At 39.8% G+C, this 15,716-nt stretch carries 17 protein-coding genes; 13 read left to right on the top strand and 4 right to left on the bottom strand.

Annotated features, from left to right (window positions below; genetic code table 11):
* The 12 genes from HR060_RS19210 to HR060_RS15245 form a co-directional block, all read left to right on the top strand.
* Window positions 1–234 (top strand): hypothetical protein (locus HR060_RS19210; RefSeq protein ID WP_217434950.1); only part of this gene is annotated, 234 nt, incomplete at its 5' end.
* Between the two features lie 888 nt (window positions 235–1,122).
* A complete protein-coding gene (locus HR060_RS15295) occupies window positions 1,123–1,830 on the top strand; it encodes a MalM family protein (protein ID WP_174201163.1) in 708 nt (235 codons plus the stop codon).
* A 125-nt stretch (window positions 1,831–1,955) separates the two neighbouring features.
* Complete coding sequence (locus tag HR060_RS15290) at window positions 1,956–2,978, top strand: IS110 family RNA-guided transposase (RefSeq protein WP_174201162.1); 1,023 nt, start codon at window positions 1,956–1,958, stop codon at window positions 2,976–2,978.
* 354 nt (window positions 2,979–3,332) lie between these two features.
* Window positions 3,333–4,397: a hypothetical protein gene (locus HR060_RS15285; RefSeq protein ID WP_174201161.1), complete on the top strand. Its 1,065-nt coding sequence runs from the start codon at window positions 3,333–3,335 to the stop codon at window positions 4,395–4,397.
* A 98-nt stretch (window positions 4,398–4,495) separates the two neighbouring features.
* The gene (locus HR060_RS15280) at window positions 4,496–6,619 is read left to right on the top strand and encodes a KAP family P-loop NTPase fold protein (protein WP_174201160.1); all 2,124 of its coding nucleotides are present in this window, start codon (window positions 4,496–4,498) and stop codon (window positions 6,617–6,619) included.
* Window positions 6,620–6,726: 107 nt separating this feature from the next.
* Entirely contained in the window at window positions 6,727–7,044 is a 318-nt protein-coding gene (locus HR060_RS15275; protein WP_174201159.1) for a hypothetical protein, read from the top strand.
* The gene (locus HR060_RS15270) at window positions 7,045–7,596 is read left to right on the top strand and encodes a hypothetical protein (RefSeq protein WP_174201158.1); all 552 of its coding nucleotides are present in this window, start codon (window positions 7,045–7,047) and stop codon (window positions 7,594–7,596) included.
* A gap of 90 nt (window positions 7,597–7,686) precedes the next feature.
* Window positions 7,687–7,968 carry a hypothetical protein gene (locus HR060_RS15265; RefSeq protein WP_174201157.1) on the top strand — a complete coding sequence of 94 codons (282 nt, stop codon included), beginning with the start codon at window positions 7,687–7,689 and terminating at the stop codon, window positions 7,966–7,968.
* Window positions 7,969–8,059: 91 nt separating this feature from the next.
* The gene (locus HR060_RS15260; RefSeq protein WP_174201156.1) at window positions 8,060–8,308 is read left to right on the top strand and encodes a hypothetical protein; all 249 of its coding nucleotides are present in this window, start codon (window positions 8,060–8,062) and stop codon (window positions 8,306–8,308) included.
* A 61-nt stretch (window positions 8,309–8,369) separates the two neighbouring features.
* The gene (locus tag HR060_RS15255) at window positions 8,370–8,981 is read left to right on the top strand and encodes a DUF1294 domain-containing protein (RefSeq protein WP_174201155.1); all 612 of its coding nucleotides are present in this window, start codon (window positions 8,370–8,372) and stop codon (window positions 8,979–8,981) included.
* 126 nt (window positions 8,982–9,107) lie between these two features.
* Window positions 9,108–9,851, top strand: a complete 744-nt coding sequence (locus HR060_RS15250) for a metallophosphoesterase family protein (RefSeq protein WP_174201154.1) — start codon at window positions 9,108–9,110, stop codon at window positions 9,849–9,851.
* A 203-nt stretch (window positions 9,852–10,054) separates the two neighbouring features.
* Window positions 10,055–10,615 carry an outer membrane beta-barrel protein gene (locus HR060_RS15245; RefSeq protein ID WP_174201153.1) on the top strand — a complete coding sequence of 187 codons (561 nt, stop codon included), beginning with the start codon at window positions 10,055–10,057 and terminating at the stop codon, window positions 10,613–10,615.
* An 83-nt stretch (window positions 10,616–10,698) separates the two neighbouring features.
* On the opposite strand, the gene HR060_RS15240 is transcribed toward HR060_RS15245, so the two are convergent.
* From HR060_RS15240 to HR060_RS15225, 4 genes are all read right to left on the bottom strand, one after another.
* Entirely contained in the window at window positions 10,699–12,150 is a 1,452-nt protein-coding gene (locus HR060_RS15240; protein ID WP_174201152.1) for an NAD(P)-binding protein, read from the bottom strand.
* Between the two features lie 39 nt (window positions 12,151–12,189).
* Window positions 12,190–12,888, bottom strand: a complete 699-nt coding sequence (locus HR060_RS15235) for a phosphoglycolate phosphatase (RefSeq protein WP_174201151.1) — start codon at window positions 12,886–12,888, stop codon at window positions 12,190–12,192.
* 211 nt (window positions 12,889–13,099) lie between these two features.
* A complete protein-coding gene (locus tag HR060_RS15230) occupies window positions 13,100–14,296 on the bottom strand; it encodes an ABC transporter permease (protein ID WP_174201150.1) in 1,197 nt (398 codons plus the stop codon).
* 2 nt (window positions 14,297–14,298) lie between these two features.
* Window positions 14,299–14,970 carry an ABC transporter ATP-binding protein gene (locus tag HR060_RS15225; RefSeq protein ID WP_174201149.1) on the bottom strand — a complete coding sequence of 224 codons (672 nt, stop codon included), beginning with the start codon at window positions 14,968–14,970 and terminating at the stop codon, window positions 14,299–14,301.
* Between the two features lie 102 nt (window positions 14,971–15,072).
* Between HR060_RS15225 and HR060_RS15220 the strand changes: the two genes are divergently transcribed.
* A complete protein-coding gene (locus HR060_RS15220; protein WP_174201148.1) occupies window positions 15,073–15,714 on the top strand; it encodes a DUF3299 domain-containing protein in 642 nt (213 codons plus the stop codon).
* Window positions 15,715–15,716 lie beyond the last annotated feature (2 nt).

Here is a 15,716-nt window from a genome sequence, read left to right as displayed (position 1 = left end):
AGTAGACTATTCGAGTGTTTTGCTTGGAGTCCTATTAGGTGTTCGCTCTTGTTATCGGTCTCTCAACTGAGGAGCCACGCATCAATCGAACTACCTAATAGAAAGGCCTTAGTTGCAGCTAAGGCTTGGGTCTCACTTTACCGAAATAGTTTTAAAATGTGTGGGGAATTATCCATACAAACGCCTCAAGGTAATCGGACGCATAAAGGTTGGTTTGCGCTCGTACCTCGCTAATTATAACCAACCTTTATTTACCGCTTAGGCGGGCGTTAGTTGCCTATAAATTTAAGTACAAATGTTTGGCTATATATTCTTTTTAATTTTCATTTTCCCATTGGCTTTATTAGCTATCAGTGTACTTTCTGAGCAATTCAAACTAAAAGAAACACCTTTCTTAAAAGCTGTTGTTTATGGAGCTTTTTGCTCGCCTTGTATCGTGATAATCGGTGAAAGTTTAAGAAACCAAACAATAACTTTAGGTTTATATTCCTTGTTCCAAGGGTATGATAATCAAAGTACAGTAATACAAATGTGCGTTTGTATCTTTTGCCTTTTCATTTACTTTATGCGTAAAGGCAACTAACAAACGCCTCAAGGAATCGGACGCATAAAGGTTGGTTTGTGCTCGTGCCTCGCAAAAGTTTAACCAACCTTTATCTGCCGCTTAGGCGGACGTTGTATGGTATTGGTAAAATGCTAGGTGTTAACCACTTTTTGAGTCTTGTGTTTTCGGTTGTTGTTTCTCTTTTTTATCTGCCAATCACAAGCTAAATGGTTAACGCGTATTCGTTTTAAACGTGGTTGTTTTTAACAATCAAAAACTGTGGTTTAATTAATCTCAGTAAAAAAATAAGCAAGGAAAGCTTAAATAACATCAGGGTCAATAACTACTCGGCATTCGTGCCCTTTTCTCTTGTGTTGTTTTCAGCTTTTCTTTCAAATTAATAATCGTGGTTTGTTCTATTAGTGCTAGGCGGTAAACCGCTCACTTTCAGTAACAAGCCATACAACAAGGCGCTCAAGCAAGGACTCCAAAAGTTTGGCTCGGCTCATTCTTCGCCAGTGTAGCCAAAACTTTTTCCGCCTCTTAGCTTGGCGTTATAACTCAATAAAGGTTTGTTTATGAACGTTAAGATATTCTTAATATTTCTTTTTACTATAATTTCTAGTGGTTGCCAAATGACAACCAAAATTCCCAAAAATATAGGAAGTGAACGTTCATATGAACTTAGAAATGATGCTTATAAAAGAAAAGCATGCTGCGTAGAATTAAATGCTCTCAAACAGTCAGCCCTAAAAGACTCGCTGATTGTTAACATGGAGGAAAACGAAGAGCTTGTTCAAGTAAACTCAATTACGTCTCCTTATCATTTAATAAAACTAGAAGGGCAAGAGAATACTGAATATTTTTCAGTTAAAAGCTTTTACCTTGAGCATAAGTTTGCATTTATACCAATGGTTAGTGTCCTAGATTCAGATTTTAATATAATCAAACAAACTAACTTAGAATATATGCGATATAAACATCAAGATTTAGTTTACGACGACTCTCATTTTTGGATGTACTTCAGTATCGATAAACAAAAATCACCAACAGCCCAATATATTCTCATTCACTCAGCTATAGAATTAGGAACAAAAGTCGCAATTAATAGCGATTCTTATGGTGGTGCTCAAATGACTATGGTTGGTGAACAACCTATCGTTTATCATCAAAAAGCTACAGCGTTTAAAGTAAACCCAGTTGCTTCACCTTCGGGCGCAGTAGTTATTAAAAAGTTAGGTTCTTGGTCTAAGCCTGTTAATGATTGGGTAATTGAACAACTGTAGAGGTTGAGTTATAACAAAGCTGTAAACGCGGACAAACAATAATTGGCTTTGTTCAATGGTATGGACTCCCCACCTTTTGTCGTTTTCGACTAAGGTGAAGTGACCAAACTAACGGAGCCCATACCATGCAAAAGTCTAGCACCATTACTATCGATTTAGCCAAAACTGTTTTCCAAATCGCCTTCTTTAATAAGTTCGGCATTCTTAAATCCAATACCAAAATGAATGAGCAACGTATGTTGAACTTTGTTGCTCAACATCCTGAAGCCTGTGTTTGCATGGAGGCTTGTGGCACCGCTCATCACTTCGGACGATTATTCAGCAAGCAAGGGCATGAAGTTAAATTAGTACCTGCCCATATTGTCGCTAAGTATCGTACGGGTAATAAGAATGATGCTAACGATGCCTTAGCTATTTTTGAGGCCATTAAACGCCCCAACACCTATTTTGTTAAAGTGAAAACCCTCGAACAACAAGACTTGGCTTGCTTGTTACGTTTGCGCCAAGGGTATATCAAGCAACGCACGCAGTTAGTTAATCGTGCGCGGGGATTGGGCTTGGAGTATGGCGTTAAAATACCGAAAACCGTAGCGCAATTTAAAAAGCATCTACCTGATTATTTAGAAGATGCTGACTGTCATTTAACCCACCAAGCGCGCTTTGTTCTGAGCCAATTATTGCAAGAGCTTTACCATGTAGAAGACTTGGTTAAGCAAACCACGGATGCACTGACCGAGATGGCGAAGCAAGTTCAAGCGTGTAAGTTGCTCGTCTCTTTACCGGGTGTCTCTTGGATTATTGCCAGCGGTTTATATGCAAGGCTTGGCGACGCATCTGCTTATAAATGCGGACGCGATGCCAGTGCCAGCATTGGCTTAGTTCCTCGGCATAATGGGACGGGTGGGAATAACATCGTGCTAGGTATTACCAAGCGTGGTGACCGCTATTTACGCTCACTGGTTGTGCATGGTGCGCGCGCCGTGGTCTGTGCCGTTCAAGACAAACAAGATAAACTCAGTTGTTGGATACGCAATCAAGCCAGTCACAATCATTTGAACAAAACCACCGTTGCCTTAGCCAATAAGCTTGTAAGAATGGCTTGCGCTATTTTGAAGACAGGCACGCCTTATCAGCCTCAATTCGCTTAATGAGATTTGATAAGGGGAAATAAAGGCAAGGTGGTAGCCTTGTAAACGCAAGTATGTGAAACTAATGAAAAAGTGTTGCTAAGAGCACGCAAGACAAAACCTGTGAGGGACGTCGGTAGATTTGATACCTTTCGTTCGTTAAGGAGTCTTGAACGGTGGATAAAACCATTAAGGCTTGGGGTAGCGCCCCACTAAAAAGCCGAATATACGTGAACTTGCTATACACACTTTGAATTTAATTAAACAGGCTTGCTTTACTCGGGGAGTCCATATACGTACCTCGCTTTTTTAGCCAAACTTTTTAAGCCCGTTATTAGGGCGTTAGATTTTTAATCAGATAAAGGGAGAAACTGGATGAAAAAGTTATATATCTTATGCCTGCTTGGTTTAGCAGGGTGCACCACAAACCCCCTCAATATAAATGAACCAAACCGCCCCGTCGCTACTGAAGAAACAAGTATTTATTATGCTAATGAAACACCGATGCCAGCTCATACTGCATGGCAAGGTGCTTCAGGAGCAAAGGGATTACTTGATAATTTTGCAACTTGTGAGTCAGCAAGTGAAGCAAATGAAGTGACTGTTAACGGTAAGAAATTTAAAAGTTCAACTAGATGTCATTTAGATCTTCTTTCAAATAGTGATTCTGAAACTTATGTCAGAAGCCTAAGCGGTTCAACGAAGGGGCAGATTTTAACAAGTAGCCTGAGTGTTGAGGGGCAGTCCTATGAGGTCACCATGTTATGGTCTAAGCATACTTGGATGGGAAGTCCAGATGATGATGGTTTAGATGCTGCAAGGTATCAAATAGGTGTGGGCGCCAAAATAGTTGCAAAAATATATAACGCAAAAGCTGGTATAGATTTGGCCGATATATCTGGTTTGGCAGCGTCTGCTGAAACGAGTAATTTAACTGGTTCAATTACATTCAAAAGAATCGGTATAAACGGAAAATTGTCAGAAATCATTCTTCCTGGGTTTACCGACACTCTTGATACTGATGCCGTTATCAATGCCGTGCAAAGTATGCAAAAAATACAAATACTCCTGCATTCAGATGAAGACGTAACTATTAAACCTTCAGTTTTGGGTTACGTATTACCGAGACAAGAAGAAGTAGAAAGTGAAGGTCTAGGGTGGCTATATATCGGACACTATCCTACTGAAACCAGCTTGCTCGTCCCTAAGTTCAAAATTACGAGTGTTGGCAACAAGAAAGTGAACGAGCTACTCGATACAACGATAAAACTAGCATCTGAAAAGAATATTAGAGCCGATAAACCTAGATTTCCATATTACACCGTGGCTCAAGCTGTAACTACGGTGCCAGTGGGCTGTCAGCTTAAGATCAATCAAATAGACAGCGTTGGCCAAAGTAAGTATTGGGCTTACGTATCTGCAGTGCAAGATTGCGAGTAACAAAATCTAACAAGTGGCTGCTAGGGGCTGCATTACGCTGCGCTCCATGCAGCCCCAGAGCCAGGCGTTAGCAATCTTCACAAATAATGGATCTATGAATGGGAAAGTACCATAACGACCAACCGATACAGGGTGGTCCCAATGACCCTGATTTACTAAATAGACTCGACTTTGCCAACCATTTAGCAAATGTACTTCTATTGAATCATGATGATGATTGTTTAACAGTTTCTTTGGAAGGGGAATGGGGTTATGGAAAAACGTCAGTAATAAACCTTGTCAAAGGCGCTTTAAATGAAAAAGAATCTGCACCAATTATTATTGAATATAACCCTTGGTTGGCTGGCAAGCCAGAGTCGTTAATTCAGGATTTCTTGCTTCAATTTTCATCACAGCTAAATATTAAAGATAATTCTGAGGTAGCTCTAAAAGCCTCCAAGGAGTTAATTGCATATTCAAGCCTCTTTAGCGTCGCTAAGCTAGTTCCTGGTGCGGAGCCTTGGGCATCAATTGTTGAAAAAGTATTTTCTAAGTTTGGAAATTCAACAAAGAAGATTGCAGAGCTGAAAAAACTTGATTTATTGGGAAAAAAGAAGAAGGTTGTATCTGCGATAGAAAAAATAAAAACACCAATAGTTGTCGTTATTGATGATATTGATAGGTTGACACCATCTGAAACATTCCAAGTCCTGCGTCTTGTTAAGGCTGTAGCAGACTTTTCTGGCACATCGTTTCTATTGGCGTTTGATTCAAACTATCTTATCTCTGTTTTAGATAAGAACAACATAGTAAATGCCTCTGAATACATCAACAAGGTAATACAGCTTAGGGTGCCTCTACCTGTAATTTCAGAACGAGGTATGAATGAGCTTGCAAATGTTGAGTTGAAAAACTTAAGCGATAAAAACCTAACTGATAGATTTGAAAGTGACCAAGATAGGTTAAGCTGGATCTATCATAATTATTTCAAACATTTAATCAAAAACCCTAGAGAGCTAAAAAGATTTTTTAATCACTTGAGGTTTGTGCTGGAGCAGGTAGAAGGCCAGGTTTGTTTTTCAGACCTTTTCTCGTTATCGATAATTGCTACTAAAGCCAATTCTTTATACGAGCATATCAAGAACTCGCCTGAAGCTTACATCGGAAAAAGATTTTCCAATGACGGTCTTATGATGGATAAGCCAGAAGAGGTAGTTGAGTCGTTTAAGGATGAACGAGCTTGTATCCTCAAAGTATTTAGCGAAAGAGATCGTAAATTACTAGAGGGGCTTATCGGTGATACCTTTCCGCTTCTGGATTCGGGAGGGTATTCTCATTATGGAGTTTCCGATACAGATTCCGCCGGTCGAGTGTCTGCCCCTCAAAGGCTTCACGTTGCATTTCACTACAAAACACCAATAGGATACCTTTCAGATCAGGAGATTCTTGACTTTATCTCTGGAGAAATTGACAGAGCAGAATTTCTTGAAAAAGTGATTTCTGAAGACGCCGATGATCGATTCTTTGAAATGATGACGAATTATGCAAAAGAATGCGGAGGCAATAGCTTTGATATATTGATTAGCATTTATAACGCACTTCTCAACTCTGAAAAGCTAATATCGTCTCTAGAAAGTAATTATGGCTTTATGTCTAAGGATCTTTATCGCCAAATGAATTGGCTTACAAATAAGGTGATCTCTGAGAGTGACGATAAATATACACTGATTAATAATCTTGTTGTAAGAGAAGAAAGCGCACCTTTGGCTGCAGACGTTTTGTACAAGATTCGAGGTCAGCTCCACGGAGAAAGCTATGATGAACCATGGGTCTCTGAAGAACAGCTGGCTGAGCTTGAGGTTGGCTATCAAAAGATGGCTATTAAATCTCTTTCTAATGGAACGCATATTAACAATCATCTTGAGTCACACGTTTTCTATGAGTTAAAGAGAAGCTCAAAAGATAAAACATCTGAATTTATGGATGCAGTCATGAATAGTGAGAATGGCGTAATTAGAGTGGCCGAAATAATTGGTAACTCTGGCAGTGATTCTACCAATGGCCCTTATGTTCAGATTGATGAACAAACTTTTGGTGATGTTATGGATTTAGAAAATCTTAGAGAACAAGCAGAAAAAATAGATGTGACGACCCAACCTATCCACATTCAAGCAGTACTTAAAAGTATTCTTGATGGGAAAAAATACTACCTCAGAGATGGACAGCTAGGAGAACGATGGTAGTCACAATTGCTAACAAGGCGCTATTATCGGACTGTTTTTCCGCTGCGCTTCAAACCAGCCGCAAAGCACGGCGTTATATTTTTATCCAGCAATTTAAGGAGAAAACTATGGATGATAAACAAAAAGTAAAACAAGCAATAAATGGATTATATAAATTTGCAGGCATTAATACTCAATTTAATGGAGATGTAAATAAGCAGGTCGCAGAGGTATTTGGGGAGCTATTGAAAGAAATAAATACTTGCTCCGATGCGTTTAGTTGGGTTCCTAGGCCAACAGGTGGTAAAGCAACTATAAGTTGGGTTGCTACTAATATGTCTAAAAGAGTTCTTGAGCAATTTTCTGATAAACAATCATACACTTGTGCTAGAGTGAGAGAGGCACAATATCAGCGCAGACTTCAACTAGCAGGGCTGGGTATATAGATGAAACATAAACATATTCTGTTTTCTTTAATGCTATACCCTACTCTTTGTGCCGCATCTAGTGAAATACCTAGAAAAAGCGTATGTACAAATAAACAAATCAGTGCATCAATAGCTGATATTCATCATTGTATAGATCGAACAAGTGTTACTAATATTGAAACATTAGGGGGAAGTATTCCAACTACTCACTTTAAATATAGTAATGGGCTTGAGTATTCAGTTGCATATATCCCATCCAAACTAGCGACAAATGGACTTCACACTAAATACAATATGTCAGTTAAATCATTTTTTAGTGCTCTATATGAAAAAAATTCGCCAAATGATAAATTTCAATTGATCCGTTCAGCATATAATATTGATAGCGAAAATAAATTAATTAAATTTAAACATAAACACTTTGATGTATATGGAATTATCGGAACATCGGTATTTGATTCTCTGTATATAGTTTTAGAGAATGATGAATTTTTGTACCAAATATCAGGCAACTTTAGTGAACTGGAAGCTAATAATATTTTAGATAAGCTTGAATTAAAAAAAATATAGCAAGTTGCGCAAACCAGACACGCAACGCTTGCTCGCGCTTCGCGCATTATAGCAAACGTTGCATAGCCGTTTGGCCAAAGCGTTAACAGTATGAATAAAACTCTGGTGTTTAAGTACATTGCCGTGCCAATTCTTGCAATATTTCTCATTGCATTAAGTATGTTTTTATTTGCATTTGTTTTTTCTGGAGACAAAATAGTGCAAGAAAATCCAACTATTGCTGATGATACTAATATGTTCGCCAAACCAACATCTATATGCGGTTGTTGGTATACGGCAGAGTTTGGGAAGTACAAAGAAATTCAAGGTAACACTGGCTGTAATATATTAAAAATGGATATACCTAACCGAGAAGAGCTACCTAGGTGCTAAATACAGCTAACAAGTAAATACAGAGCGGACGCATAAAGGTTGGCTTGGTTCGTGCCCCACTAATTTTAGCCAAGCATTAGATAGCTCAAGCATGGATGTAGTTATATATCAGGGCAAAAATATAAGAGTCCAAGAAGTTGCTCGCCCAATGTGGGGCACTATTTTATATCAAGCTCAAGAATCAAATGACATGTTTATCGTGTATCTTGTTTCAACTGGCCCATATAAAATGGATATACCTAATGTTTACAAACTATCCGTAAATGAGGTTGCTCAATTTCATGCTAAAAAGCTAAATATAGAGGCCTTGTGCCAAAGGTTACTGTCACACGCTACCTAACAGCCTGCAAAAGAAAGCACGTAATGGATAAGGTCGAATTTTATTTAACAGGAAGTCAGCATTGAAATATCAGGGAAAATTAACCAATTGGGATGATAAAAAAGGGTTTGGTTTTGTAGAGCCAAACGGCGGTGGCAATAGCGCTTTTGTCCATATTAAGTCTTTTAAAAAACGTTCTAAAAGACCTACTGAAGGAGACTTAATCATATATGAGCAAACCAAAGACGCCCGAGGAAAATTCAAAGCTATCAATGTAAGTTTAGTTATCGATCGCAAACTCAACAAAGCGGCGTATCAAAAACCACGTAAGTTTGGTTATTTTATTGCTGCTATTTTCTGTATTGTTTTAGCCACTGTAACCTACCTAAAATTAATACCGATTGAAGTAATGTATTTGTATGTTGCGGCAAGCTTTATCGCTTTTATTGTTTATGCGCTTGATAAATCATCTGCTAAAAATGGCCGTTGGCGCACACCCGAAAGCCACCTGCACTTACTCAGTTTGCTTGGTGGTTGGCCAGGTGCTTTTTATGCACAAAATAAGCTGAAACACAAATCCAGCAAAAGAGCATTCAAAAACATGTATTGGCTAACCGTTACTGCAAATATTGGGGCATTGGTTTGGCTTTTAGGTGCACAAGGCCAACAGTTTTTACAATCAATTTTGGGTTAGCCTATTATCAATGCAGGCCTTTACAGCTTACTCCAACAAGCAAAGCACTGGTTATTCGCTTTTTTATCACTAACTAAAAGACAGGTCTTTTATCCCACTTGTCAAACATCACCTTAAGAGTATTTTATGAGAATTGCTTTATTATCAGATATCCACAGTAATGTGTTTGCGCTTGATGCCGTCATTAAAGATTTAGCTAATCGCAATGTCGACTTAAAGGCTAACCTTGGCGATATTCTCTATGGCCCTATTGCACCTAGAGCCACTTTTGAAATGCTAATGGAACATGATTTTGTCACTATTTCAGGCAATCAAGATCGTCAAATTTATCAGTCAACGGATGAAGAGATTGCATCCAACCCTACCCTGCAATTTATTTTAGACGATTTAGGCACTCAACCTTTGGCATGGATGAAATCTTTACCTTTTGATATGCAGGTTAATGAAGAGGTTTATTTGTGTCATGGCACACCTGAAGACGATTTAGTTTATCTGCTAGAGGATGTCAGTAAAGGTTATGCGCAACTGCGATCAGATAACGAAATAATCAATTTACTCGCTGGTCAGCAATCTAAACTCATTTGTTGTGGCCATACACACACTCCAAGAGCAGTACACTTGAGTAGCGGCCAACTTGTTGTAAACCCGGGTAGTGTTGGTCTTCAAGCCTATACAGATGAAGAGCCCGTGGTTCACTCTATGGAAAATTTTAATCACTACGCGGCGTATTCAATTGTTGAAAAATCGGCTTTGGGATGGGTTGTACAGCATATTAACGTTCCCTATGACTTTGAGCGTGCAGTAAAAGAAAGTAAAAAGCGCAACCGCAGTGATTGGGCTCACTTTTTATCAACCGGCAGGCGTGTTTAACAGGCCACTCTAAACGGAGATTTGAATAAACTACCTTGGCCAGTTTACCTGTGGGTATTGCCACTATTTAAGCAACACTTTTAGTGCTTATTTCCCTCCCTACTCTTGTAATATCGCATTGGTGAACCTGATGTTAAGTGGCACATTGTGTCACAGTTCGATAAGGTTGAGGGCTAGATAAAAATAAAGGTCCTTCTTTGATTATGAATATAAAAATAACCGCGCTCGCATTCGCTTCTTCTTTATTATTAACCGCGCAAGTACAAGCTAAAGAAGATGCTACTGAAGGTAAAACAGGCTTTTATGCCGGTTTTGGTTTATCGAGCGTAAGTGCGGATGAAAGCGGTGTTTCATCTGACGAGATTGGCTTTTCTGTGTTGGGTGGCTATACGTTTTCACCTTACTTAAGTACTGAAATGTCGTTGTTTAACATAGGCGATCATCAAGATTTAGGCATTGAAGGTCATGGTATAAGCCTAAGTGCCATTGGCAGTTACCCTGTCACCGATGACATCAGTATTTTTGTAGAGTTTGGCGGTATGACTGTTGATGTTGAAGTTGATGAAGCGAAAAACTTAAGCTATTCCAACACAAATGGTGACGATGAAGAGTCGCTAGAAGACGGCCAAGATTCCAGTTTATTTTACGGTGTTGGTATTAAGTATCAATTTGATGATAGTTGGACGTTTGCTTTAAGACAATCGACTGCTGATCTTGATGCCGATATGGAGTTTTATTCTATTCAAGCCCACTACAACTTCTAATCAGCTTAGTTAAGTTTCTCTAATTTAAAGTGGTCTTTAATTCATTTATGCTTAAATTAAAGACCGCTTCGCTATTTTTTTAATTAAAGACTATTGGTTAGCGCAGCCATCTCTTTTGGGAAATTCCTGGCTAACGCTAAACTCTCTGCGCGTGCGCTTACTTCTTCTTCAGCTAAATCAACCGTCATTACATTGCCAGTATCTGGCGTGTCAGTATCAACCAAAATACCCTGCTCAATTAGGTGTTCGATGATGGTATTGGCTGCCGGTAATGCCGACGATGCTTTTACAATTTCACACCTTGCATAGGTTTTATCTTCAAAAGCCACATCTGCAACACGGAGCGAAGCATCAACACCAGGAATTTGCTGAGCACCATACATAGGCGGGCCGCCAACCGTTGCATCACTAAAAGAGGGAATAAATGTCGCAACCTTATCAATCGCTTTGGTGGTTCTGCTATTGATAATTGCAGGCTCCCATTGGTGATTGACCTTGGCCATAAACTTATTGGGTAATTGCGGCTGTGCACTGGTTAATGCAGAAGATACTAGGCCATCTTCAAACAAGGTCACATCGGGTGTCATAGCGTGAATTTGAAAGTAGCCATTTGGGTATGGCGTCAGCTGTGTCATCCCGTTTTTAGTGCCGCGTGTACCGTGAAAAATAATTTCTGGCCAGTTATTCTCATGACGAGCCCAATGGCTAATGTAAGCGGCTTTAAATTCGACCATACGCTTTGGTTGAAGACCGACCATGTCATCTATGGTTCCGGTTCTAAACCCGCAAGCATTAATTAGGTAGTCCACCTCAAACGTTTGGTTTTTATCTGCAACCGAGGCTTCAATGGTCCATTTATGGTTCTGTTTGTTTTGGTTAACAGAAATCACCTGCGTTTGGGTCAGTACTTGGCAATTATCACTTTTTTCTAACGTCAAGCTGGCAATGGCAGCTAATCGAAACACGCTAATGCCGTATTCTTGAACTAAGCAAACGGGGTACTTTAACTGGTTTAAGTCAGTATTTTTTGCAAAGGCGATCATCCATTGATCAGGCGTTTTTGGCACTTTAGGCGTTGGCTGCGTTTTTAATGCTTCAAGTGCTTGTCGGTCATACTGGGTAAAATATTCTGCTGCAGGGCCCAATACTTGGTTGCATGGGTCATCGGCAATTAGCTGACGATATTCTTGTTGCAGTATGTTTAGCCGAGCAATGACATCTTCTGTTCGACCATTGTCATCAATTGGCACGGCAATAACTGTCGGTCTGTAATCTATCGCATCGCGATAAAGTCTTGCCGTACTGATAGATTGCTTTAAAAGGTCGATACATTGCTGGTCTGATATTTCTCGGTACAGGTTACCGCCAGCGTGCAGATGGCACATGGGCGGACCATTAACTAAGCTGGTTTCTTTTTCAAATAAGACAACGTTCGCACCTTGCTCACTCAGTTTTAATGCGATGGTTGCGCCACCTACACCACCACCAATAATACCAATACGAGGTTTTGAACATTCAGAACTTTGAGACAACATATTTACGATTTTAGATAAACGAGATTGGAAATTTTACAATTAATTGGCAACTGCCGTTGAGCAAGGTAGTGTTTCGATAATATCGGCAAAATCATCTAATACGACCGTTGCACCTTGGCTCTTGATATCTTCGCCATGATTGTAGCCATAAGTTAAACCTATGCTTTCGATGTTAGCGGCAGTCGCTGCTGAGATGTCGTTTTTCGAGTCGCCAATCATCACGCATTCATTTTGGTTAACTTTCAACGTGTTATATACGTGAATTAACGGCATTGGATCAGGTTTGCGCTTAGGTAAACTGTCGCCGCCTAAAATCAGCTCAAATAGATCATCTAAGCCAAATTTTTCAAGGATAGGCCTAACAAACTGCTCGGGTTTATTAGTGACAATCGCTAATCGATAACCTTTGCTGTGCAAGCTTTTTAATGTTGTGGTGACATTGGGGTACAAGGTGGTATCCACACAGACATTTTGCTCATAGTAATCTAAAAATATGGCAAGCGCTTTTTCGAACAAGGCATTATCAAGATTGGGGCATATATCAATACTGGCCGATAACGCTCTTTTGGTTAACACCGCCGCACCGTTACCAATCCAGCTGCGAATTTCATCGATTGGAAAAGTCGCTCTACCTAAAGTTTCTAACATTTGGTTAATGCTGAGGGCTAAATCTGGAACGCTGTCTATTAACGTGCCATCTAAATCAAAAATCAGTACTTCTTTATTGTTAAATTTCAATTTAAAACTCGTGTTTAACGCCATTAATTGCCGGCGTATTGTATCTTTTATGGTTTATTTTTTCTATTAGTACGATAGAGGCCATCAACTTCGATTAACCTTAATATATAACTCTTTTTTTAGATGTGGGTTAATGGGTTATAACCTAAACAAAAGCCTGCGCTCGCTTTGTAGCTCAGCAGGCTTTTTAAGTTCACTCAACAATTAGAACCTATCGCAATTGTTTGCTGTTTTTATACGCACCAATGGCCGGTAGTAAGGCCGAAAGACTAGTGAGTAATACAATTATCGCCAGATAAATCAGTGTATTTTGATTGAGAAAATCAGTTGAAATTTGTAAGCCGAATTCACTGATAAGCGCATCGCTAAAGCCGTTAATACCTGTGTACAAGGCGATAATGGCAAGGCTTATGCTGACTAAACACATCAAAATAGCTTCAAGTTCAATTAACGCAAACACAAACCAAGATGAGGCACCGATATTTCTAAGTAATATCAGCTCTTGTTGGCGTTCGCGTAACGATGCAATCAACATGGCGCTTAAACCTAACAAAGCGGCCACTAAAACAAACACGGCAATGAGGCTCAGAGTATTTTCTAGCACTGTCATCATTTGCCATAACTCAGCTAGCGCCACACCCGGTAACACAGCCATTAATGGCTCTTGTTTGTAATTGTTAATTGAGCGCTGAATATGAAATGTCGCCAATTTAGATTTTAACCCTAACATCATCGCAGTAATGCTTTTAGGGGTTAATGCTTGTGCACTATGGCCATGGTGATGAATGGCCTCTATTCCCTGTAGGCTTACATGTAAGGTTTGATCAACGGGCGTACCGGTTGGCGCTAAAATGCCTGTCACCACAAATGGGTGTTTGTCGTGCTGATGAAAACTGGTATTACCAATACCATGTGACAAGACAATTTTATCGCCCAGCTGATAATTAAGGGCTTTGGCCACTTCACTGCCAAGCACTACATCGAGTAAATCATGAAATTGTTTGCCTTGAGCAAAACTCAATGCTGTTTTTTGTGCATAGCGGTAATGCAAAAAGTAGTCTTGATTGGTACCTAGTACGCGATAACCTTTGTGCGAATCGCCCAGTGAAATAGGAATAGCCCACTCCACTTGTTTATGAGCCGCTAGTTTTTGATAAGCCTGCCAACTGATATTGTTCGTTGGTGAGCCAATGCGAAAGACTGAATACAACAATAAATTAAGTTGGCTGGTTTTAGCCCCGACGATTAAATCGGTACCCGATACCGTGCTGGCAAAACTCGCTTTGGCTTGCTCCCTAACATGTTCAACGCCAATTAACACAAATATGCTTACCGTCATGGCAAAAATGGTTAATAGCACTGACGCTTTTCGATTAATCAGGCTTTTTGCTGCTAGGGTCAAAAACATACTTACGCCCTCCCCGCACTGTTTATGTCTGCCAGCGCCACTGCCTGATCAAACCGCTCGGCTAAGCGCCAATCATGGCTGACAAAAACTAGCGTACTTTGGGTGTTATTAACCTGCTCTAACAAAACTTGCATAAATCGGTCACTGTTTTGTTGATCAAGCGCTGAGGTTGGCTCATCGACAATAATTAGCTCAGGTTGGTTAACCAAAGCCCGAGCAATCGCCACGCGTTGCTGCTGACCAATACTGAGCTGCTGAACCGGCTTTTTATGTAAATCAGTTGAGATATTTAAGTCAGCTAATAGCGCTTGATTGCTCATTTTCGGCTTTTTGTTGCTGGCAAAACGGCGCGCTAAATTTAAGTTATCTAGCACACTCAAATAAGGAATAAGGTTAAATTGCTGAAACACATAGCCTAGGTGATTAGCCCGAAATTTATCGCGCTTGCCCGCACTTAATTTACCAATCGCATTACCAAGAATGGTCAGCTCGCCTGAACTTGGCGTTAAAATGCCAGATAGCACATTGAGCAAGGTTGACTTGCCCGTGCCAGATGGTCCGTGTAAAAACACTTTTTGGTTTTTCTCAACGTGCCAATTTTCAATCTGTAAAGTGGCTTGTGACTGATTGGGGTAAGTGAACGTCAATTGGTTCACTGAGATAGCGTTAGACATAAAGATAAAACAAAAATAGTAAAGTTATTTCACACCTAGGGAAAATAAGGTTATAACATATCAAATCTATGAGTTTTAGTTTAATCAATTAACTTTTTCGATATGTTACTTAAAGATTTATTATCACCCGTATTCAGCGTATTTTTACTGCTTTTTAGCTCATCTGTACTGGCTGATATTGTCACCAAGCCTGAACAAAAAAAACCTGCAACCGTCGAGAAAAAAGTACCAACAACGATTAAAACGTTTCGAGAGGTCGAGTGGACAGAACTCATTCCAGAAGATGACTTAAATGCCATTTTAAACCCACCTAGTTATATCGATGATATTGAAGATGGCTCAATCGAAGATCAAATTGGTGCGCAAGTTGAAAACGGGGTCTCGTCTCCTGAGGATGATGTTTATCAGCGAGCGCTGAACTCAACCCGCATCATAGAGAAGATGAACAACCAAGCGATTAAAATTCCGGGGTTTATTGTTCCGCTCGAATTTAACGAAGACAGAACCATCAGCCGCTTCTTTTTAGTGCCTTATTTTGGCGCTTGTTTGCATATGCCGCCACCGCCACCCAATCAAATTATTTTTGTCACGGCAGAGCCAGCTATCGAATTTCAATCTCTGTATGATGCGTTTTGGATATCAGGTATGTTAAAAACCAAGATGTTTGAGTCAGAAATGGCGACTTCAGCTTACACACTCGATTTGGCTGATATCGAGTATTATGATCAGCCAGCCGCCAATTAAAC

Origin of the sequence: Marinifaba aquimaris (assembly GCF_013328345.1) — a bacterium.
GTDB lineage: Bacteria > Pseudomonadota > Gammaproteobacteria > Enterobacterales > Alteromonadaceae > Marinifaba > Marinifaba aquimaris.
The sequence above is the reverse complement of the archived record's forward strand: the minus strand, read 5'-3'. Positions and strand labels throughout refer to the sequence as shown.

Coding starts and splice junctions, on each gene's coding strand:
- HR060_RS15295 (WP_174201163.1), top strand. CDS start 1,123: ATGAACGTTAAGATATTCTTAATATTTCTTTTTACTATAATTTCTAGT.
- HR060_RS15290 (WP_174201162.1), top strand. CDS start 1,956: ATGCAAAAGTCTAGCACCATTACTATCGATTTAGCCAAAACTGTTTTC.
- HR060_RS15285 (WP_174201161.1), top strand. CDS start 3,333: ATGAAAAAGTTATATATCTTATGCCTGCTTGGTTTAGCAGGGTGCACC.
- HR060_RS15280 (WP_174201160.1), top strand. CDS start 4,496: ATGGGAAAGTACCATAACGACCAACCGATACAGGGTGGTCCCAATGAC.
- HR060_RS15275 (WP_174201159.1), top strand. CDS start 6,727: ATGGATGATAAACAAAAAGTAAAACAAGCAATAAATGGATTATATAAA.
- HR060_RS15270 (WP_174201158.1), top strand. CDS start 7,045: ATGAAACATAAACATATTCTGTTTTCTTTAATGCTATACCCTACTCTT.
- HR060_RS15265 (WP_174201157.1), top strand. CDS start 7,687: ATGAATAAAACTCTGGTGTTTAAGTACATTGCCGTGCCAATTCTTGCA.
- HR060_RS15260 (WP_174201156.1), top strand. CDS start 8,060: ATGGATGTAGTTATATATCAGGGCAAAAATATAAGAGTCCAAGAAGTT.
- HR060_RS15250 (WP_174201154.1), top strand. CDS start 9,108: ATGAGAATTGCTTTATTATCAGATATCCACAGTAATGTGTTTGCGCTT.
- HR060_RS15245 (WP_174201153.1), top strand. CDS start 10,055: ATGAATATAAAAATAACCGCGCTCGCATTCGCTTCTTCTTTATTATTA.
- HR060_RS15240 (WP_174201152.1), bottom strand. CDS start 12,150: ATGTTGTCTCAAAGTTCTGAATGTTCAAAACCTCGTATTGGTATTATT.
- HR060_RS15230 (WP_174201150.1), bottom strand. CDS start 14,296: ATGTTTTTGACCCTAGCAGCAAAAAGCCTGATTAATCGAAAAGCGTCA.
- HR060_RS15225 (WP_174201149.1), bottom strand. CDS start 14,970: ATGTCTAACGCTATCTCAGTGAACCAATTGACGTTCACTTACCCCAAT.
- HR060_RS15220 (WP_174201148.1), top strand. CDS start 15,073: ATGTTACTTAAAGATTTATTATCACCCGTATTCAGCGTATTTTTACTG.